The organism is Oribacterium asaccharolyticum ACB7, from assembly GCF_000238075.1.
Lineage (GTDB): Bacteria > Bacillota > Clostridia > Lachnospirales > Lachnospiraceae > Oribacterium > Oribacterium asaccharolyticum.
On sequence record NZ_JH414504.1, the window covers coordinates 825,833 to 845,866 of the forward strand.

17 protein-coding genes and 1 riboswitch are annotated in these 20,034 nt (G+C 44.5%); all 17 genes read right to left on the reverse strand.

The genetic code is table 11. The annotated features are described in order from the left end of the window. Positions 1 to 16 precede the first annotated feature (16 nt). Positions 17 to 829 (reverse strand): ZIP family metal transporter, encoded by an 813-nt coding sequence (locus HMPREF9624_RS03715; RefSeq protein ID WP_009536595.1) that lies wholly within the window; start codon positions 827 to 829, stop codon positions 17 to 19. Between the two features lie 360 nt (positions 830 to 1,189). Next, positions 1,190 to 1,717: a GNAT family N-acetyltransferase gene (locus HMPREF9624_RS03720; protein WP_009536596.1), complete on the reverse strand. Its 528-nt coding sequence runs from the start codon at positions 1,715 to 1,717 to the stop codon at positions 1,190 to 1,192. Continuing rightward, on the reverse strand, positions 1,717 to 2,961 hold the full coding sequence (locus HMPREF9624_RS03725; RefSeq protein ID WP_009536597.1) for a dicarboxylate/amino acid:cation symporter: 1,245 nt from the start codon (positions 2,959 to 2,961) through the stop codon (positions 1,717 to 1,719). The genes HMPREF9624_RS03720 and HMPREF9624_RS03725 overlap by 1 nt, the downstream gene beginning before the upstream one ends. Positions 2,962 to 3,039: 78 nt before the next feature. Continuing rightward, a complete protein-coding gene (locus tag HMPREF9624_RS03730) occupies positions 3,040 to 3,744 on the reverse strand; it encodes a gamma-glutamyl-gamma-aminobutyrate hydrolase family protein (RefSeq protein ID WP_009536598.1) in 705 nt (234 codons plus the stop codon). A 125-nt stretch (positions 3,745 to 3,869) separates the two neighbouring features. After that, on the reverse strand, positions 3,870 to 4,979 hold the full coding sequence (locus tag HMPREF9624_RS03735) for a YkvI family membrane protein (protein WP_009536599.1): 1,110 nt from the start codon (positions 4,977 to 4,979) through the stop codon (positions 3,870 to 3,872). Between the two features lie 190 nt (positions 4,980 to 5,169). After that, complete coding sequence (grdD, locus tag HMPREF9624_RS03740; RefSeq protein ID WP_009536600.1) at positions 5,170 to 6,324, reverse strand: glycine/sarcosine/betaine reductase complex component C subunit alpha; 1,155 nt, start codon at positions 6,322 to 6,324, stop codon at positions 5,170 to 5,172. A gap of 15 nt (positions 6,325 to 6,339) precedes the next feature. Then, complete coding sequence (grdC, locus tag HMPREF9624_RS03745) at positions 6,340 to 7,875, reverse strand: glycine/sarcosine/betaine reductase complex component C subunit beta (protein ID WP_009536601.1); 1,536 nt, start codon at positions 7,873 to 7,875, stop codon at positions 6,340 to 6,342. Positions 7,876 to 8,120: 245 nt separating this feature from the next. Continuing rightward, positions 8,121 to 8,594 (reverse strand): glycine/sarcosine/betaine reductase complex selenoprotein A, encoded by a 474-nt coding sequence (gene grdA / locus HMPREF9624_RS03750; protein WP_081465279.1) that lies wholly within the window; start codon positions 8,592 to 8,594, stop codon positions 8,121 to 8,123. 65 nt (positions 8,595 to 8,659) lie between these two features. Continuing rightward, entirely contained in the window at positions 8,660 to 8,989 is a 330-nt protein-coding gene (trxA, locus tag HMPREF9624_RS03760) for a thioredoxin TrxA (RefSeq protein WP_009428576.1), read from the reverse strand. Positions 8,990 to 9,068: 79 nt separating this feature from the next. After that, on the reverse strand, positions 9,069 to 10,016 hold the full coding sequence (trxB, locus tag HMPREF9624_RS03765; RefSeq protein WP_009429102.1) for a thioredoxin-disulfide reductase: 948 nt from the start codon (positions 10,014 to 10,016) through the stop codon (positions 9,069 to 9,071). Positions 10,017 to 10,422: 406 nt separating this feature from the next. Continuing rightward, a complete protein-coding gene (grdB, locus tag HMPREF9624_RS03775; RefSeq protein ID WP_081465280.1) occupies positions 10,423 to 11,730 on the reverse strand; it encodes a glycine reductase complex selenoprotein B in 1,308 nt (435 codons plus the stop codon). Between the two features lie 10 nt (positions 11,731 to 11,740). After that, positions 11,741 to 13,021 (reverse strand): glycine/sarcosine/betaine reductase component B subunit, encoded by a 1,281-nt coding sequence (locus HMPREF9624_RS03780; protein WP_009536604.1) that lies wholly within the window; start codon positions 13,019 to 13,021, stop codon positions 11,741 to 11,743. Between the two features lie 33 nt (positions 13,022 to 13,054). Continuing rightward, positions 13,055 to 13,453 carry a GrdX family protein gene (locus HMPREF9624_RS03785; RefSeq protein WP_009428541.1) on the reverse strand — a complete coding sequence of 133 codons (399 nt, stop codon included), beginning with the start codon at positions 13,451 to 13,453 and terminating at the stop codon, positions 13,055 to 13,057. 89 nt (positions 13,454 to 13,542) lie between these two features. Further along, positions 13,543 to 13,633, reverse strand: a riboswitch (glycine riboswitch). A 539-nt stretch (positions 13,634 to 14,172) separates the two neighbouring features. Then, positions 14,173 to 15,549, reverse strand: a complete 1,377-nt coding sequence (locus HMPREF9624_RS03790; protein ID WP_009536605.1) for an alanine/glycine:cation symporter family protein — start codon at positions 15,547 to 15,549, stop codon at positions 14,173 to 14,175. Between the two features lie 244 nt (positions 15,550 to 15,793). Continuing rightward, positions 15,794 to 16,429: a GDSL-type esterase/lipase family protein gene (locus HMPREF9624_RS03795; protein WP_009536606.1), complete on the reverse strand. Its 636-nt coding sequence runs from the start codon at positions 16,427 to 16,429 to the stop codon at positions 15,794 to 15,796. Between the two features lie 51 nt (positions 16,430 to 16,480). After that, on the reverse strand, positions 16,481 to 18,406 hold the full coding sequence (selB, locus tag HMPREF9624_RS03800; protein ID WP_009536607.1) for a selenocysteine-specific translation elongation factor: 1,926 nt from the start codon (positions 18,404 to 18,406) through the stop codon (positions 16,481 to 16,483). Continuing rightward, on the reverse strand, positions 18,403 to 19,821 hold the full coding sequence (selA, locus tag HMPREF9624_RS03805; RefSeq protein ID WP_009536608.1) for an L-seryl-tRNA(Sec) selenium transferase: 1,419 nt from the start codon (positions 19,819 to 19,821) through the stop codon (positions 18,403 to 18,405). The genes selB and selA overlap by 4 nt, the downstream gene beginning before the upstream one ends. Positions 19,822 to 20,034 lie beyond the last annotated feature (213 nt).

Genomic DNA, 20,034 nt, shown 5'->3' on the forward strand with positions numbered 1-20,034 from the left:
CAGCTAAAGGATATAGCTACCCCAACGCCACATCCAATGCCATCATGACGGTAAATCCTACGGCAAAGAGCAACACTCCCCAGTTTGAGTGCTCTCCTTCCGCGGTTTCCGGAATCAACTCCTCGACAACCACATAAATCATCGCTCCTGCCGCGAAAGAGAGAAAATAAGGCATAAGCGGAGAAAATACCGGGGCAAAAAGGAGCATAAGAACGGCTGCAACCGGCTCTACCGCTCCGGAAAGAACACCATTCACGAAAGCCTTATGTTTATTCTGTCCATTTGCGTGCAGGGGCATAGAAATAATCGCCCCTTCCGGAAAGTTTTGAATGGCAATACCGATGGAAAGCGCAAGTGCCGCACCAAGCGAGAGACCTACATCTCCGGTAAGCATTCCGGCATAGACCACGCCTACCGCCATGCCCTCCGGAATATTGTGAATCGTTACCGCAAGGAGCATCATGGTCGTACGTTGAAAAGAGCTCCTCGGCCCCTCCGCCTTCTCCGCATGGAGATGAAGATGCGGAATCAGCTTATCTAAAGCAAAGAGAAAGAGCGATCCAATCCAAAAACCGATAACCGCCGGAAGAAAAGCGAGTCTGCCGAGACTGCTACTCTCTTCCATCGCCGGAATCAGTAAACTCCAGATGGATGCCGCAACCATTACTCCTGCCGCAAATCCCGTTAGACCCTTCTCTACATCGGGAGGAATCACGGGTGCATTTCCCCCTGTAGTCTTATTTCCCTTCAAAAAATACACGCAGGCGGAACCGAGGCTCGTGCCCACGAACGGAATCAAAATTCCCAAAGCAATATATTTACCATCCATACCTATTCTTTCCTTTACTATTGTCCTTTTTTGTATCGAAGAATTTGCATTTTCTATTAGCAACTACTTTGCTATGTACACGCGACTTTCCTGTCATTTCACTGCAAACATGGAAATCGTTATAGATTCTCCATTTGTACAAAATTAGATACAATATACAATATACATTCGGTAAACACAAGAAATTTTTATAGGAATGAAATAGTGGAATATATAAAGAATTGGAATTGTAAAATCCGCAAACAAAATAGCTGATCCTTAAAAAATGCGTATCGTGCATTTCCACACGGTACGCATTTTGCAGCAAATTTTTCAATTTAGCAATTTTTCCATATTTTCTACTTCTTCTAGCAGCCTTATTTAAAATCGGAGACGCATCTGATACCACTCTACGTTCCCGTGTACCGAGTCGGAAAGCCCTTCCAAAGAAAAACCAAGTCGTGCATAAAAGGGGATTTTTTCTTTCTTACAGGTAAGAACCAGTCCCTCTCTTCCCTCTTCTTTTGCTATCCGAATGAACTCTTCCAACATCTTCGAAGCAATCCCTTTTCTACGATAGGATGGAATGGTATTCACCCCAAAAATCATCTGCCAGCTTCCCTCTTCATCATGCAGGGACGCATCCTCATACATTAGATCGGTCAAATTTTCTTCCTTTGTGCAAAATCCGTCCACAAAGGAAATCAGCCGATCTCCCTTATACAAAAGGAGAAAATGATTTCCGTAGAACTTTAATCTCTCCCGAAAGCTATCTTCCGTCGCCGCTTCCAAAGGCGGGAAACATTCCTTTTCCACGACGGACACTGCCAAAAGGTCTTCCATGCTTCCTTTTCTTAAGCTCCAGTTCTCTTCCGTAAATCCCAATTCTTTCAACCATGAACTATTCATTATTTCTCCTGTAAACTCATCTTTTTCATCCAATTCTTACCGTCCACAAAACGAGAAACCATGAAGGACACCACATAATCTCCGGCTGCATTAATCATGGTTGCCGGAGGGTCAATCAGGTTCCCTATAGCCACAAGAATAGGAAATGCCAGTTCCATATTGTTCGGGAAGAAAATCGAAGCAATAATGTATTCTCCTATATATCCGCCTCCCGGAACGCCACTCATGCCGACTGAGGACAGTACTGCAACAAGAACAATGGCCGGAAGCTCGGAAAAGTGCACCGGTGTTCCGAGTGCTCCCATTACAAAAACAATCTTTAAAACACAGGAAAAGCAGGAGCCGTCCATGTGCATGGTTGCTCCTAAGGGAATCACAATATCCGAAACATCCTTGGAAATGCCGCTTTCCGCCGCAGCCTCCATATTGGTCGGAATGGTCGCCACGGAAGAACAGGTTCCAAGAGACACAACGGCAGGCTTTAAAATGTGGCGGAACATCATTTTCACCCCGTCCGCTCCGGCACCGATATAAGCCATAATAGGGAAGGCCGTGAAAATGTAGATAAAGCAGACCGGATAGTAAAGAAGCAAAGCCCTCGCGTAGCTTTCCGTAATCTGAGATCCGTAGGTCGCAACCAGATCGGCAAAGATGGCAAAAAAGGCAATCGGAGCATAGTAGGTTACAATCTGCACAAACTTCATCATCACAGCGGTAAGACTGTCCAAAAACTCCGCCACCTTCTTTCCTGCTTCTCCACTCAAATTCACGGAAAAACCGAAAAGCAAGGAAAAAATAATCAGAGGAAGCATCGCCTTACGGGAAAGCAGCATGGAAAAGTCTTCCACCGTAAAGAAATTCAACACCATTTCCGTCATGGTAGCGTGCTCTCCGACTTCTCCTTTGGGTAAATTGGCCCAAGCAGCAGTCACAGGCGGAAATATTTGACAAAGTAGAAAATAAACGATTGCGGCAAAGGCTCCGGTAAGTACAAAGCTGATAATAGTAACCATCATGATTTTCCCGGCTCTTTTTCGACTCTTGGTTCCTGCAACCGCTCCGGCAATCGAAGCAAAGACCATAGGTACCACGATACAGAACATCATACGGATAAATAAGGTTCCGAGGAACGCAATCGAATGGGAAAAGCCCGGTGCCAGTGCTCCCGTAACTGCTCCAAATATCATGGATAAAAGTAAGATAATTAAAAAGCGATAATTATTCGCTACAGATTTTGCCTTCATACGTTTCTCCTCCTTTGTTTTTCTCAGTATAGCACCGGTATCAAAAAAAATGTAGCTCCTATTTCATTTTTTGTAAAATTATCCTTCTAATGGAAATCCGGTTAAAAATCGAAAAATCCCCGGGAAGCTTCCGTCAATTTCCGGATGAAACTGAACTCCGAGCACCTTGTCCCCGTACTCTATTGCCTCAATTGTTCCGTCTTCACTGTGTCCTGCGACTTTCAACTCTTCCGAAGGCTCCGTAATCCGATAATTATGCATGCTTGCGCCTTTAATCTCCTTTTCCGGAAAATACTTCCGAAGAACCGAGTCCTCCGAAATCGTAACTTTGTGTTTAACCAAGTCTTCCTCACCACGATTCGGATTCAATTTCCAGTGCTCTTTCACAGGCTCTACAAAGAAGTATTTTTCCTTCTTCATTTCCGTATAGGTTTCCAGAATGCTCTTTCCGGGTCGGTTTTTCTGCTCTCTTTTCGCAATAAAATAACTGTGTATTGCCTGCATGCCGAGGCATACCCCGAGGAGTCTTTTTCCGCTTCTTAGTGCATAATCGATGACCTGAAAGTGATATGGGAAAATACGTTTTCCTCCGCAGATTAAGAAGCTGTCACAGACTTCCAGTGCTTCTTCCGAAAGAAATCCGCCTACGTTTAAGATTCCAAGCGGGAGTCCTCCATTTTCCGTAATACGCCTGGTATAAAGTTCTATGAAGCTTGAACAATCATGGTACGGATTCTCCGTTTCCAGTAAACTCGATGAGGGAACAATTCCAACTTTTTTCATTCTATTCCTACTCCTTGTCAAAAAAAGCTAAGTTGTGTTTTAGTACTATAGCACAACTTAGCTTTTCATAAGAAACTATTTACTTATAAATCATTTTTAAAAAAACAGCTGAATTTTCTTAAATTCTATTCTTCGCCTTCCTTCACCAGGGTTTTACTCATTTTGGTACGAACATCATAAACCAGCATAAAGATAACCAGCGCAAAGCCCAAGTAACCGTTAAGGCCATAGAGAACATTAACCAAATTCTTATACGGTAAGAAGCAGGCAATGACACAACCGATAATGCCCAGTACCACAGTATAAATCTTATATTTCGGAGTTCCCTCTTTTTCAATTCTTCCGATACTGGTCCAAAGAAGAGGTACGGATGTCGTATAAATACCGCAGAAAATGATGACCGCAAAAAATCCTGCCAAAGCCGGAGAAATTTTATTTGCTAAAATCAAAGCCGGAATATCCGCCTGTGCGGTAACGTCAATATGAGCAAGCAATGCTACACTGGCAATCACCATGGTGCCCATAATAAAAATCGCAGAGAAAAGCATCCCGATGTTTACTTCTTTTACCCGGTTTTTCGCCCCGATTTCCGCGAGGAAACTGGCAAACCAAAGGAGCATAAAGCCTGCATAGGAGGCACCGGAGAGGAAGGGATTGCCATTTCCGACCTGCGTAATTTTGTGCAGATTATTATCTACTGCTTTAATATTCTCCGTGATATTTCCTGCACCGTTAAAAATACTGATAACCGATACAATCAAAATGAACATAACAATGATTGGTCCAACTTTTCCCAAGGTCTGAATGACTCCGTCTAATCCGAAAATCACTGTCGCAATAACAAATACGGTAAGAATGATTGCTCCCGCACCGTTCGAAAGTCCCCACTGTTGCTGTGCCGTGGCATTGGCTCCACCGCACATTACGATAAAGCAGGCATAGCAAAAGAGTGCAGAGAAGTAGTCAAAGAAGCCACCAATATATTTTCCACAATAATGCTTATAAATATCTCCTCCTCTTTCCAGCTTTAATCTGCTTCCGTTTGTGGCAAAAGATAAATCCGTATAAATATAAATTGCTGCATTAACCGCAATAACGATCCCAAGCTGTGATCCATAAGATGCTACATACTGGATAATTTCCTGCATGGTAGCAAAGCCGGCCCCGATATAGAATGCAATACAGGCTCCGCAGAAACTCAGCACCTTTGCAAATCGCACACTCTTATTTTCCATTCATTCACTCCTTATCTACTTTTTCAATTGCTTACTTACGGTACAAAGACCGCTATACTCCCCTTAGCTTCTCCCGAATTTTGGGTACAAAAATAAGTGTGCTGCAAGAATGCTCTGCAAACTTGCAGCGGCACTTATCTTATTCTTACTGATTACCTCTTACAAAGCGAGTAATATTTCTTTATGTACATTAAGAGATATATCCCTTAGCCTTCAACTCAGCCTCGGACTTCTCCAAATTTGCTTCGGAGACACGAATAATCGGCCCTGTACAGCCCATTCCGGATTCCGCATAAATTCCGAGCTTCCAGAGACAACGAACAGCATCATCGAGGTCTGTAACCTCAATACCGTAAACTGCAGCGGTTACAATTTCCTTTGGAGGCTCCTTCACATCCTCACCGCTATCCTTCGGCTTATTTGCCTCGCGAATCTCAGCAAGAATATCATCCAAGCCGGCTCTCTTCGCCTTCTTAAACTCTTCTTTAGCCACTTCGAAAACCTTGCCCTTAATCAAGTCTCCGGCAAAACGCAGTGCATTGGCAACAACGGGAGCTCCGGAAGCACGGGAGATAATCATAACCAGCTTCTCGTAGTTTTCTCCGATACCGGGGCCATATCCGAAGCCCTGCGCTTCATAGGAACCGCCTGTTGTATAAGAAGATAACATCTTGGAAAGCACATTTCCGGTTAAAGAATCCGTTACCAGGATATCCGGTGTACCGCGAAGAACATCGTTTCCTCTCATAACGCATCCGCCATCAGAACGAGAAGACTCTGCAAAATGAATGGGATAACCGTTCGCCTGAAGCTTCTTTAAAGCCTTCTCTGTCTGTCTTGCACCGTCTACATTTAAGATTCCGATAGTCGGCTCGGCGTAGCCGCAAGCCTTTGCGGTAATGATACCGTAAATAGCGTTTTTCACCATACCTTCGATACGGTCCGTACTGGATGTACCGGTGGTGTTGGCAATAAACATTTCCTTACCGATTCCCGGTGTTACAGCACGTCCTACAGTAGATACCCCGATAGGGAACGGATAGTGCATGGTTACCGCACCGTCAATCTTCTTTTCACTAAGAAGCTCGTCCATCTTATCATGACCTGCTTCATCATCCGGAACTTCAACGGTTTCTACCAGTTCATGCTTTAAGGAACCGATATAAACCACATCCACGCCGTCTCTTGCCGCAGCTACTGCAGCCTGCATGGAGTTTTCCTCTCCATGCTCGGAACCCATACCTGTTAAAGCAATACGCGGCTTTTTCCCGAAAGAACCGGTTTCTAAGCCCTCTGCCATGGCTAAAAAGGTATCGGCAATCAGTTCTTTAATTTCCTTAGCCATTCTACCCTTCCTTTCTTATTCCTGATTTCCCAAAATGGAAGCAGCAAAATCCTTCATGGACTTAGCAATCATAGAGCGAACTTCTTCCTCTGAAACTGCTCCTGTTCCCTTTCCGGTATTCTTCTGAATAATGAAGGAAACACCGTCAAAAAGGTTTGTCATTCTTCCCAGGAAGAGTGATCCCTTACCGATAATCATAGCCTTGTTCATCTTTCCGGCTTCAATATCTTCCTTAGCGAATCCTACGAACGGTACACCGGAAGGAATATGACCCTGTGTCGGAGCATAACCGATGAGGCCTTTCTCTTCAGTGAAATTAGCAAGATCTGCCTTATCAAGCCATCCCTTCTTTACGGCAAGTGCGGCAATCATCTTGTAGTTTGCCATCGGCACATCTCCTGCACCTGCCGGCTTTGTAATATCGGCATTCTGCATCTCCGGAGAGAATTTGTCGATGTCCTTTACAGTCAGTCCTGCGCGCTCAAGCGGATCGGCTACAAGAGAACCGATTACGTTCTGCGGAGCGGCACCGGTTCCTACAGTGTGACGACCAATGATATCCAGATTGATTTCAGCGGACTTGCCGTCATTTTCGGAAACGATGATACAGAAGGAAGCAAGGCAATCCTCCAGCATCGGGAGTTCCTTCTTCACATGATCTTTACCGTTCATGGCAAGCTTCGGCACGCAACCGCCACCGATTACGGCAACAGTATGGAATGCACCTGCTTTAACCAAAGCGGCAGCTTCAATCATGGCATGGGACGGTCCTGCACAGAAGCCTCTTGCATCGGATCCGGTTGCATTCTGGAGTCCTGCAATTTCCGCAGCTGCCTTTGCAAAGTTTCCGCCGCCACGCTGGTTTACATCACCGCAGGCTTCCTCGGAACAGTCGATAACATACTCGATTTCATTAGCATTTACACCGGAGTGCTTTAAGGAATGTAAAATAGCAAGAACAGAACTTGCTTTGTTCATGATATTCTCAAGCATTACTTCCGCAGATAAGTTTACGTCGATATCATGTGCTCTCTTTACACAACCGATGAGCGCACCTTCGTAAAATAAAGGCTCAGCTTCATGTCTGTCTACAAAGCCCTGAATTTCGGAAAGCTCAGCACCCTCTGTTACACGATTTAAGATTTCTTCAGTAATAACAGGATCCTTTGCCAGCTCAGGCTTATGCTTTGCTACAAAGCCTTTCTCAAGATATACAACTTCGAAACAGTCGCAAGCCTGTGCAAGAAGCAGGAACTCCGCCTCCGGCATAATCTCACCGAACTTACCGTAACGGCTCGCGCCCTCTACTTTTTTATCATAGTAAGGGAACTCCACTCCTTTTAACTCTTCCGGAGTCTTGTTTCCGATATAAACCTGATTCGGCCAATACGCCACACAATCCTCAAAGGAACGAACATGCTTTCCCATCTCCTTTAAGAACTCTCCATCCGGATTTACTACTCTCTCCGTTACAATGGTGGAACCATGTTGCAACATCAGTCCCGGTGTGTAATTTAAGCAATATCCAACGCCTTTAATAATACTATTCATATGAATTCCCTCTTTAAAGAATATAAACTTGCCATTTCGTGACGGAGATGAAAGAGCCCTGCGGGCTTTCATCCTCAATGAGTCATTGCAACCGTGTATGCAACACTCTTTATAAATAAAATATAAAATTTGCTTTCGCTTCTTGTTATCCTGAACAATGAAGAGATGATGATGTGCTATTGATTTAGCTATTTTTTTGTAAACTTTGAGAAAAAAAGGGAGCCCGAAAAAGCTCCCCTATTTTTTTAAAGGTACTTGCAATACTCAGAACGAATATTGTTCATTTCATTTACGATGTCATCAACATCTAAAACCATTTCCATCATGCTGACTTGGTCGTCATAAACGGCCTCATCAAACTCTGCTTTCAATTCCGGTTCGCAAACGTGATAAACTGTGAGTCCAAGCTGGACCCCTGTCAATGGACCTGCGAAGGTAGGATCACCTGCTGTAACGGTCTCTGCTGCAAGTCCTGCAGCCTCTCCCTCAGCAGCGCCAAGAACTACAACCAGATTCTCCGGTCCGAACTTCTCAGCAAAATCCTTTACTCTCTTCTGATTTTCCAAATCCATTGCGCCTGCGCTCGTTCAAACGAAGCATTCAGTGGAAGCGAAAACTACTTCTCCGCCGGCACTCTCAACACAAGCCTGAATAGCTGGTCCTGGAACACCGTCACGGTCTCCGATGATGATTACTTTTTTACCCTTTAAAATAGCCATCTCTTCTCTCCTTTCTTGAAAAGTTTATATCGTAATGGCGAAATGCCAAATACGCGGTAATAAATTTAGGCATTTAATGCAACGTACTTCTCAACCATTGCCTTAATGGACTCTTCTGTTGCAGCATCCTTAACTAATTCTTCGACTTTCTGTCCGTCTTTATAAATAGCCATAACCGGAAGTCCGAGAATCTTCTGACCGATCGCCAGTCTTCTTGCCTTTGTAGTATTTAAGGAAGTAAACTTCAGCTTTCCGTCATACTGATCGGCTAAGGAGTGTACAAAAGGCATCAGTGCAGCACAAGGTACACAGCCGTCTCCAAAGAAGTCTACAAACACATAACCTTCAGCCTTCAATACTTCCTCTTCAAAATTGTCCTTATTAACTTCTAACATAATTCCTCCTTTATCAACATAAACTATCTGATTTTAGAATTACACAAAGGTATTCGAGAAACTCTAAACAAAATGGGAATTACTCCATCTCATTGAGATACTTCTCAGCTTGCGTAGCTGCAATCGCACCGTCTGCCGCTGCGGTTACAACCTGTCTTAAGCTCTTCACACGAACATCGCCGACGGTGAATACACCGGGAATATTGGTATGCATATCTTCGTCTGTAGGAATATATCCTCTCTCGTCCATCTTCAGGTTCGTGCCCTGGAAAAGCTCTGTAGTCGGGATTCTTCCGATGAAACCGAAAATACCGAACATACCGTCTTCTTCACTGGCCTCGAGTACCTGCTCTTCACCGGTAACGACATTCTTCACCTTGATTTTCTGTAAGATGTCATCTCCGGAAAGTTCCTCAACAACCGTATCCCACATAATGTGAAGCTTCTCGTTCTTGAAAGCCTTTTCCTGAATGGACTTAGCAGCTCTTAACTCATGTCTTCTATGAATGAGTGTAACAGAGCTTGCAAACTTGGTCAGGTACATTGCTTCTTCTACAGCGGAGTCTCCTCCACCCACTACGAATACCGGAAGCCCTTCAAAGAAGTTGGCATCACAGGTTGCACAATAAGAAACACCCTTTCCAAGAAATTCCTGCTCACCCTTGCATCCGATAGGACGGGGATTCGCACCGGTAGCGATAATTAAGGTCTTTCCCTCATAGGTTCCATTAACGCCGACAACCTTCTTTACATCGCCTTCCAATTCAACCGACTTGATCGTATCATGTACTCGATCGCATCCGAAGCGCTCAGCCTGCTCTGTCATTCTCTTAATAAGAGAGGGACCTGACTCACCTTCTACAATCTGTCCGGGATAGTTTTCAATAGAATCAGTAATCGCAATCTGTCCACCATCCTGTCCTTTTTCAATGATACAGGTGGAAAGTCTTGCTCTTCCTGCATACAAGCCTGCTGCGAGTCCTCCGGGACCGGCTCCTAAAATCAAAACATCATAAAGCTTTGACATAGTCTTCTGAATCTCCTTCCTTTTGCTTAAATGTATATTTTACTGCACTGCAGTGAATAACCCGAATTAAAATAGCAAATCTATTATACACTATAAGTTATGGTCATTAAAATAGATTTTCCGAATGCCCCATTTCTCTTATTCTATAATAGCTCGATATTGTTATCGCAAAAATCCATAATAGCCAATTATTTTAAAACCCGTTTGAATAAAATCCTTTGTGCCATACGCACAAGGCCCTTTTTAAACGAGATATCGCACACTTTGCGCACGATACTCATTAAGAATTTAAAGGGGCAGGAGCCCTGCCCCTCAAATCCTGTAAACGAGATAGCGCAGTTAGCGCATAGTCCTCGTTATCATACACAATTCACGGTAATTTCCGTAATATTGTCGAAAACAATTCTTACTTGAAGATTGTCTGCTTATCAACATCCACTGTAAGAGCATGCAGAGCATTCTCTACAATCTTTCTTCTTAATGCCTTCTCTTCTTCAGGCTTCAAAGAAGGATTGCCAAGCGGGTGAGGAATAGCAATAGCCGGAACGATACGGTTAGCACCTACTGTCATGGAGATAGGTGTAACTGTACAAATGTGAACAACAGGAATTCCTGTAGCTTCGATACCCTTTACCATCGTTGCACCGCAACGTGTACAGGTTCCTCACGTACTGGTCAGAATGACCGCATCTACATGATCCTTCTTCAGCTTTGCACCGATTTCCTCGGAAAACTTCTTAGCAGAAGCAACGGCTGTTCCGTTACCTACAGTGGTATAGAAGTAGTCGTAAAGCTTTCCGATCTTTCCTTCCTTCTCAAGGTCTCTCAAAACATCAACCGGAAGAACACGGTCTGCATCCTGGTTAGCGTAGCTGGGATCGTATCCGCCGTGAGCAGTCTCATAAGTCTCTGCAGTAAGATCATTCACTCCAGCAATGCTGTACTCGCCATAACGAGTAGCGTTGGAAGACTCGATATGGTCCGGATTTCCCTTCGGAACAATACCGCCGGATGTAACCAGTGCGATGGTTGCCTTGGAAAGATCCTTAACAGCAGGCATCGGAGGTACACGATCGAAAGACGGCATCGGATACTCGGTAGTGAATTCCTTACCCGCAATCTTTGCAAGAAGCATCTTAACCGCACGCTTGGAACCTCTCTCCTCTTCGAAGAAGTTTACACGAATTCCCTGCGGGATATATCCTTCTTCCTTGGAAGAACCGATCTTCTCTCCGCGAGCAATCTTTAAACCTAAGGGAGCCATCTTCTTAACGGCATCTCTCATACCTGCAGCACTGTTCTTTGTTGCTACAATATAAATCTTGCTCTTTGCTTCATCAGCACCCGGGTTCTCAACATACATACCTGTGATAACAGGGATGTGCAATTCATCCTGTACTGCTGCAGCAATAGTAGCGCAGGCAAATCCATAACGGCCGGCATTGAATGCAGGTCCTGCGATAAATAAATCCGGCTTAAGCTCAGCAACCTTCTTTAAGATTTCCGGCTTTACCTTATCGGTATTCTCACCAAAATAGCTGTCTCCGCAAACGATAGTGCCAATGATTTCAGCCTCGTCACCGAAAGCCTGCTGGAACGCAAGTCCCGGTCCCATGGGGCCCTCATGGTACTCCATTGGATAATCAGCCTTATCCTCTCCACCTACCTGAGCGAAGAACTGGTTAATATATTGAACAACTCTTAATTTTCCCATTTCTTTCTCCTTATCTTGCACTAAGCTTATTGAATCCTACCTCAGAAGTAGCACCGGTAATAACCTGTAACTCTACTTCCAAAGATCCGTCCGGCTTAAGTGTTGTATCACTTGCTCCTGCAATCTTGGTTACATAGTCCAGTGTACCGATCAGCTTATCGAGCTTCGGAAGAGTAATTAACTGGTTAGCATTTCCTGCAGTTACCAGCGCATTGGCAGCCACGTCAGCATCGGCAAGGGACTGAGACTTTCCATCTCTTCCTGCGTACTCATCGGTAACGATAACGGTCTTGATGCCCTCTGCCTCGATCTTCTTACAGTTCATGATAAGGTCTGTATCCGGGTTTCCGAATCCTTCCTCAGTAATGATTACTGCATCTAAGTGAAGCATCTTGCAAAGCTTAGCAGTCTGGTTGGAGGAACGCTCTTTATCAGCGAGATAAACGTTCTCGTTGGTAATGATATGTGCCACGAAGTTGATGGTCTTACCGTGCTCTTCAAACAGGTCCTCAATAACCGGGTTGTTCTCATGAACATAGGTCGGGTTCTTATCACAAGCGGACACGCAGTTTCCGGAAATGATAGCGCCATCCATATCCTCTGTCGGATAGAGAATGGTCGGAAGAATCTTCTTCGCATCTACGCCGTATACATAGGTGTCATGCAGAAGCCCCTGAGACTGTAACATCTGAACATAACCAACTCTTGGAAGATTCGGATATGCATTTGCACCCTCAATAAGGTCTAAGGTCTCATATACCTTTGTCTCATCCGGTGTCAATTCCTTTGCCTTCTCAGCAATAAAGGTAGCGGCCTTGAGTCCTGCCATACGAACAGCCTGCTCATAAGCATGGGACTCTGTTCCTTCAACCGGCTTACATACGCAAGTCAGGTTAAGGGTCTTCGAGAACGGAGTATACTCTGCGCCAAGACCTGTCATATCGATGATACCCTCCTGGAAACCAACGATCGGTCCTGCAGTAACCACTGCCATTCCCTTTAAGCAATAGGTCTTTCCGGATCCGACTGTATCTACGGAAGAAATTACTCCCGGGAAAACGCCGCCCTTTCCTTCAACCTTTACTCTTGGCTCAATAACATCCTTAACCGGAGTGATACGAACTGACTCGCCGGGTTTAGCGATGTCGAATTCTACTTCCTTAATCTTTTCTTCCGTAAGGAAGACCTCCGTAAGTTCCTTCTTCGACACATAGAGAACATGATCCTTAATCTCGGTTGTGTCTGCGAACTGGATGTCCTTGATGAAAATCTTACCTAATTCCAGTTTCACTTTTTGTACCTCCTTTAAATAAGTTTATGTTAATTAATGTAACATAAGCGATTCCAAGCCACTGTCAAGAAGCGTCCAATCCAGAGTTTGAAAGTCCTTCTGTACTTCTTCAATGTGGATACGATCCTTTTCCTCGAATTTCTCGCAGGTATTCAATGCGTATTCAATCAAATCCAAAGACTTCATATCAAAGCCTTCCTCCGGCGTCTTATCCAAAAGCACCGATTCATACGGGGTCTCATTGGGCTTAATCGACCCGTCCAAGGGGTGGGTCAAAATCTTTGCTCCCGAGTGAACCATGTCCCGCACTCCCCGTAAAACATCCATAAAAGATATTTCACGAAAATCAATCTCTACTTTTACATCCGGATATTTCTTCGGAAAATTCTCCTTAACCAGCGGATTGTTTGTCAAAATAACAAGGGTCTTCATAGATTTTTGCTCCTTTCTTTTAGTGGAACAAAAAACAGGGGCAGGAAAAAAATCTTTTCCGTTCCCTGTTTCATCATTGATTCAGAGTCCCCTGCATACTCATCCTTTTACCTGAAAGATTCATTGTTTTCTCGACAACTTGCCTCTTCGGTGGTTTACACTCTCTCTGAGTATGCACTGTTTTTTGATTTGACTTTATTTTAACATTTCAAGCGATAAAATCAACTAATCAATGCCAGTTATAGCTAATTGCTATAAGCAAATTATACATTTATATAACAAATATAGCGGAAGATATTTGCATTTTCCCTATAAGCGCTTTTATATTGACTTCTCCGTTTTGTTAGCGATATGTTCCTCTCCATTTATAGTTTTAGTCTATTAATCAAGTTCCCTATATCCAAAAACAATTTTACATTCTTCTGCTTATTTTATATCCTAAAGATAACCCGAGACGAAAGTCTAAAATAGCCAAAGATGGAAAAGAAGAAAGAGCCCAATAGAAAAGCTCTTTCTTCTTTTTTGGAGTTTTCTCTGTACAAGTGAGATATCGCACGCTCCGCATACGATACCTGTTATGGGCAAGATTCCTCAGGCTACGCCCGTGCTACTTGTTATGAAAAAATCGCTGTGCTTCCTCCGTAAAACACGGAAAAGGCACAGCGACCGAAATAATCCTATATTTTCTATTCAGTTTCTATTACTTTATTCGGTTTCTATTACTTGCTTCTCTTCTTCGTATCTTTTACTACATTAAAGAGAGCCAGAAGTGCCAGTACGTTCGGGATAACCATCAAAGCGTTAAAGAAGTCGGACATATCCCAAACCAGATTTACCTTAAGCGTTGTACCGATGATGATGCAAACCACAACGATTGCGGAGTACAGTTTTACGGCTCCTTTACCAAAGAGGTACTGAACATTTACTGCACCAAAGAAGTGCCATCCAAGTACTGTAGAAAAGGCAAAGAAGAAAAGACAGAAGGCAACAAAGAAATGACCGAAGTTACCGAAGCCGGACACGAAAGCCTGCTGTGTCAAACGAATACCGGTAAAAGCCTCTCCTGTTGTCGGATCAATTGTTCCAAGGATTCCGCTCGTTAAGATAACAAATACGGTTAAGTTCAATACTACGAAAGTATCGATAAATACGGAAACCATAGCACAAAGTCCCTGTGCATCCGGGCACTCAGCCTTTGCTCTTGCATGAGCGTGAGGAGTAGAACCCATACCTGCTTCGTTGGAGAAAAGTCCTCTAGCCACACCGAAACGGATTGCCTGACGAATGGTGATACCTGCTGCCGCTCCAACTACCGCCTGCGGGTTGAAAGCGCCGATAAAAATGGAGCTGATTGCACCGGGAAGTGCGGAGATGTGCATTACGATGAAAACCAAAGCACCTACGATATAAACGCCGGCCATAATCGGAACAACCTTTTCCAATACGGCAGCCAATCTCTTTGTTCCTCCAAAGAAGATAAAAGCGCCGATGGCTGCTACGAATATTCCTATAGCTACGCTCGGAACATTAACATGCATTACGGCAAACACTTCCTTAAATGCAGCACCGATGGAGTTGGACTGCACCATGTTTCCCATGAAGCCGAGTGCAAGGGTAATGAAAACAGCAAAGGCAACTGCCATCGCTTTTCCGAGTGTTCCCTTAAAAGCGGCCTTGATATAGTAAACCGGTCCGCCGGTTACCTGTCCATCCTTCTCCTCTTTATAGGTCTGTGCAAGAACGGCCTCTCCGTAGATGGTAGCCATTCCGAAGAATGCGGAAACCCACATCCAGAAAATGGCTCCCGGGCCGCCGCTTACGATAGCGGTTGCCGCTCCGGCAAGGTTTCCTGTACCAACCTGTGCCGCAATCGCCGTTGCAATAGCCTGGAACGGAGACATCTCTCCGGTATCATGCTTCTCTCCGTTCAGACTGAAATGTCCGAATACCAGCTTAAAGCCCTCTCCAAAACGGCGCAGCTGGATAAACTTCAGCCGAAATGTGTAATAAATTCCTGTTCCGCACAAAAGGAAGATGAGCAAAAAGCCCCATAAGAAATCATTCCCTTTGTTGATGATTGCATTTAATGCATCCATATTTTCCTCTCCTCTTCTTGATAAGTTGTTTGGCAAATGTTTTTAAACACCCTGCCGGTACAATTATTTGTTAATATTTTATCCAAACAACTGGTCCTTTTCAACAAAAACATTTTATTTATAGGGATAGTCTATAGTAAATTTTTATAAATAAAATCAAAAGTTTATGAATTTTAATCTTTTTTACTACTACTTGCAGACCTTGAGAATCGTAGATTTTGCAGCCCCTTTACCATGTCTTTCTTTAAGAAAAAGAAAAGAAATCTTCTTTCTGTATAAATTGAGAGACGGCTTCTCCCAACTGTATCTGTGCCTCCCCTTTGAGATGCACTCCGTCGGGAAATTTCTCAAGGGAAAGCTCTCCCGTATTAAAACAGGAAATCTCCGCTTCCTTACAGAATTCCGCCAGAGCTCCATTCAATTTTCCGTCCATTGTGCTAAAGGGCTCATAGGATTTATCCCCTCTAAAATCCAGAGTAGGTGGGCAAATATACAGAATGTGAGAAGCAATAAAAGGAATTCCTTCCTTAGGAAAGTCTTCTAAAAATTCTTTAAGACGATTGACCACCCTTGGAATATCCGGCCTTCCGTAGCTTAGGAAATCATTTATTCCTAAAAACACGATTAGAAAGTCCGCTTTTGTAAATTCCTTACAAGCCTCCTTGAAATCTTCCCATTCAAAAGGAAGATAAGGAATACAACGGCCTACCTTGGCGTGGATGGAAAAATGAACCTCCGGAAAAGCTTGCTCCAGCATCGTCGTGTAGCGCTCCTCCACCGGAAGCTTCAGATCCTGATGCTCCTCGTTCGGAAGATAACCGTAAGTTAAAGAATCCCCGTAAATCAGACAAGAACATTTTGTATCAGTTCCTTCCTTCATGACATTCCCCCCTCCTTATGGAAATGAATTTATAAATATGCATTTTGATTCTTATTTATGATTCAGCTCCGGGCCGGCTACTCGCTCCGCCTCACCCGCAACTCTCTTCGTCATCTTCACCTTATCAAAGTACTGAATCAATGCTTTAGCGCACTTTCTGCTCGTTCCAAACTGATCCTTCAAGGTCGCAATACCGAGTACCTCATTTTCCGAAAAATAGCTCTTAAGATAGTCTTCCACCTTATCCAGATTTTCCTTTAAGATTAGAAGCTCAGGATCCTCTCCGACCTTTACAAGCCGCCCTTCCACTACCAGATTTTGCAGAATATCGAGGAAGTCTTCTTCCTTCACTTTCTTTCGGTCGAGCTCTTCCACACGAGGAAGCATAAATCCGGCTTCGGAAAGCTGGGACAAGATATTTGTTTCCATTCTTTGGTAGGCTTCGTCCTTGAAATCCGTTCTGTCATTGAGGAGCAGGTATTCTCCTTCCAAACGCACTCCGGAAATAAAGGGCATGCAGGCATCAAAGAGGTTTTGCTTGCTGTTCTTTAAGAGCTTTTCGCGCATCTCCGCCTTCGGAATGCCGATTCGATAGGGGTGCTTTTTATAAAAAGCTTCCAGTACATGCTCCATTTCCGTACCGAGGATATACGCATTTTCCCTATGCAGAAAATAGCGTTCCTTCTGCACAAGAACAGGGAAAACACGCTCTTCCCGAATCAAATTTTCCATGGCGGGCTCGATTTCTTCCTTCGAGTGAGAAATTCGTTTCGCAAGGCTCGGAATCGTATACAGCGTCTCGAGCTCTTCTCGAAGAAGAGTCTCCAGTACATCCTCTAAGGAGCCCTTATCCTTACTTAAAAGCTCCTGAATGGCATCGTCCGAGAAGCGCTTCTTCTTTCTGGCATTGGGTTCGAGCACCACGCCGCCTCCGATGGTTTCCACCGGACTGTAAAAGCGGAGAATAAAACGGTCGCCCCGCTTAAATACCGTTTCCTCTTCTAAAATAAACTCACAAAGCCCCTCTTCTCCGGGACCGATTTCTTCCTTATCAAGAAGCACCACGCGACAAAGCACTTCCTTTGTCCCGGACAGGAAATGCAGTCTTTCTCTATTTTTCAGACTTCTCTTCGTATCCGGAAGCATGGTCACTTTTCCGTCCATAAGGGTGGAATTCTCCATACTGTTTTCCGCAGAAATAACGGAGCCCTTATGGAGCTCTTCCTTCTTTACACCGGTTAAATTCAGCGCCACACGCTGTCCGGCTTCCGCAATTTCGGAGTCCTGCTCATGCACCTGAATGTTTCGAATCCGCGCTTTCAGTCCTTCCGGATAGATCTCCAGTGCATCTCCCTTATGAAGCGTTCCGGAAATAAGCGTACCGGTAATAATGGTTCCAAAGCCCTGCAGGCTGAACACACGGTCAATCGGAAGACGCGGAATTCCCTTGGTATCTCTTTCCGGAAGCGCCTTTACCATCGCAGAAATTGCCTTTTTGCAATCCTCTATTCCCTCCCCTGTAACGGAAGAAACACGAACCACAGGGGCATTTTCCAAAATGCTCCCTTTCAGCTCTTTCCTAATATCCTCTTCCATCATAGAAATCCATTCCGGATCCACGGTATCGCACTTTGTCAGCACCAAGATACATTTTTCAATGCCGAGAAGCTCCAGAATATCCAGATGTTCTCTTGTCTGCGGCATAATGCCTTCATCGGCTGCCACAACCATAAGCACCATGTCCATCCCCACCACACCGGAAACCATTTGCTGGATAAACTTTTCATGCCCGGGAACATCAATGATACCGCAGCGAAGTCCACTCTCTAAATCGAACCAGGTAAAGCCGAGTTCGATTGTGATTCCTCTATCCTGTTCCTCTTTTAAACGGTCTGTGTTTCTTCCGGTAAGCGCCCGTATCAGTGTCGTTTTTCCGTGATCGATGTGTCCTGCCGTACCGATGATAATGTGTTTCACTCTAAAGCCTCCTGAAAACTCTCTACTACTCTCTCTAATTCTTCTTCCCGAATCGTACGAAGATCAATCCAGAAATCATCCTCCATAACTCTCCCAATTAAGGGCTCTTTGGTAAAATGCAGTCGCTTCTCCAACTCCGAAACAGAAATCTGCCTCGGGTGAAAACAAAGAGCGTAGCTCTCCATAAAGGTATCCGGAAGAGAGCCTCCCCCAACCTGGGACTCGCAGGGCCGAATTGAGCATTCTCCCTGAATATGATTTTTCCTAAATAAATCATAAAGTCTCTCCGCCCTTTCCTTTATGGAAGGCGCCGTCTCGGAAAGCATTTTCAAAACCGGAATACGCTCTTCAATCCCCTCCATATGCAGGTACTCTCGAAGCGTCATGGAAAGTGCCGCTACGGTAAACTTATCAATGCGAAGAGCTCTTGTCAGCGGATTCTTCTTCATGGCATCGATATACTTTTTCTTGCCGATGATAATACCGGCCTGCGGTCCGCCAAGGAGCTTATCTCCGCTAAAGCAGACAACGTCCACTCCGGACTCGATTGCCTCCTGCACCATCGGCTCATGTCGAATCCCGTACTTTTCCAGCGGTAGAAGGACGCCCGAACCCAGGTCTTCAATAATCGGGATATTGTGCTCTAGGGAAAGAGCCTTTAAGTCCTTTGCCTCTACCGACTCGGTGAATCCCATGATGCGGTAGTTACTGGTATGCACTTTTAAAAAGGCCTTCGTATTTTCCGTAATTGCCTCTTGATAATCGGACAAATGGGTCTTATTCGTCGTTCCAATCTCCACCATCTCCGCATCGGACTGCGCGCAGACGTCGGGAATCCGGAACTTCCCCCCTATTTCAATTAACTCTCCACGGGAGACAATAACTTCCCCGCCCTTTGCCAGAGTGGAAAGAATAAGCAGCACGGAAGACGCATTGTTATTGACCACCATAGCATCCTCCGCCCCGGTGATTTTACAAAGCATCTCTTTCATATGAGAATAGCGCTCGCCTCTCTTTCCCTCTTCCAAGTTATACTCGAGGTTCGAATAGGAAGAAAGCAGCGTCGCAAGCTCGGTAGAAATCTTGTGGCTTAGCGGTGCTCTTCCGAGATTCGTATGTAAAATGGTGCCGGTTCCGTTTAAAAGAGGGCGAAGCTTTAAATCTAAGCCCTCTTCTACCCTCTCCATTACAAGATCCTCAATCCGCTCTATTTTCTTTAAAATACGGTCTTCAAAGCCGTCTATCCCCTCCGACTCCGGATAGGCCTTAATCTCCTCTCGGATTTCTTCCACGACCTCTCGCACCTGATCTGTTACATAAGATAAGCCGTAATCCTGAATTAGAGAAAGAATTTCCTCCCGCTCTAAAAGTAAGTCCACCTTGGGGATGCTTCTGAATAAATTGTTCTTGTCCATATACCGCTCTTTTCTATTATGATGATGGGGAAAATGAGAAACCGTGTACAGTTATGCATCATACTCGCAATAAACGAGAAATAGCATGCTCCACAAAGAATGCCCGTCCGGAATAAAAATCCAAGGACTTTAATTGCTCTATTATAGCAAAAAAGAAGAGAGGGAAAAAGTAGGACTTTCCCCCTCTTCCTATTATAAAATTCCTATGCTGTA

Bases quoted from the DNA above. Each gene is read 5' to 3' on its own strand.
- HMPREF9624_RS03715 (WP_009536595.1), bottom strand. From the start codon at position 829: ATGGATGGTAAATATATTGCTTTGGGAATTTTGATTCCGTTCGTGGGC.
- HMPREF9624_RS03720 (WP_009536596.1), bottom strand. From the start codon at position 1,717: ATGAATAGTTCATGGTTGAAAGAATTGGGATTTACGGAAGAGAACTGG.
- HMPREF9624_RS03725 (WP_009536597.1), bottom strand. From the start codon at position 2,961: ATGAAGGCAAAATCTGTAGCGAATAATTATCGCTTTTTAATTATCTTA.
- HMPREF9624_RS03730 (WP_009536598.1), bottom strand. From the start codon at position 3,744: ATGAAAAAAGTTGGAATTGTTCCCTCATCGAGTTTACTGGAAACGGAG.
- HMPREF9624_RS03735 (WP_009536599.1), bottom strand. From the start codon at position 4,979: ATGGAAAATAAGAGTGTGCGATTTGCAAAGGTGCTGAGTTTCTGCGGA.
- grdD (WP_009536600.1), bottom strand. From the start codon at position 6,324: ATGGCTAAGGAAATTAAAGAACTGATTGCCGATACCTTTTTAGCCATG.
- grdC (WP_009536601.1), bottom strand. From the start codon at position 7,875: ATGAATAGTATTATTAAAGGCGTTGGATATTGCTTAAATTACACACCG.
- trxA (WP_009428576.1), bottom strand. From the start codon at position 8,989: ATGTTAGAAGTTAATAAGGACAATTTTGAAGAGGAAGTATTGAAGGCT.
- trxB (WP_009429102.1), bottom strand. From the start codon at position 10,016: ATGTCAAAGCTTTATGATGTTTTGATTTTAGGAGCCGGTCCCGGAGGA.
- HMPREF9624_RS03785 (WP_009428541.1), bottom strand. From the start codon at position 13,453: ATGAAGACCCTTGTTATTTTGACAAACAATCCGCTGGTTAAGGAGAAT.
- HMPREF9624_RS03790 (WP_009536605.1), bottom strand. From the start codon at position 15,549: ATGGATGCATTAAATGCAATCATCAACAAAGGGAATGATTTCTTATGG.
- HMPREF9624_RS03795 (WP_009536606.1), bottom strand. From the start codon at position 16,429: ATGAAGGAAGGAACTGATACAAAATGTTCTTGTCTGATTTACGGGGAT.
- selA (WP_009536608.1), bottom strand. From the start codon at position 19,821: ATGGACAAGAACAATTTATTCAGAAGCATCCCCAAGGTGGACTTACTT.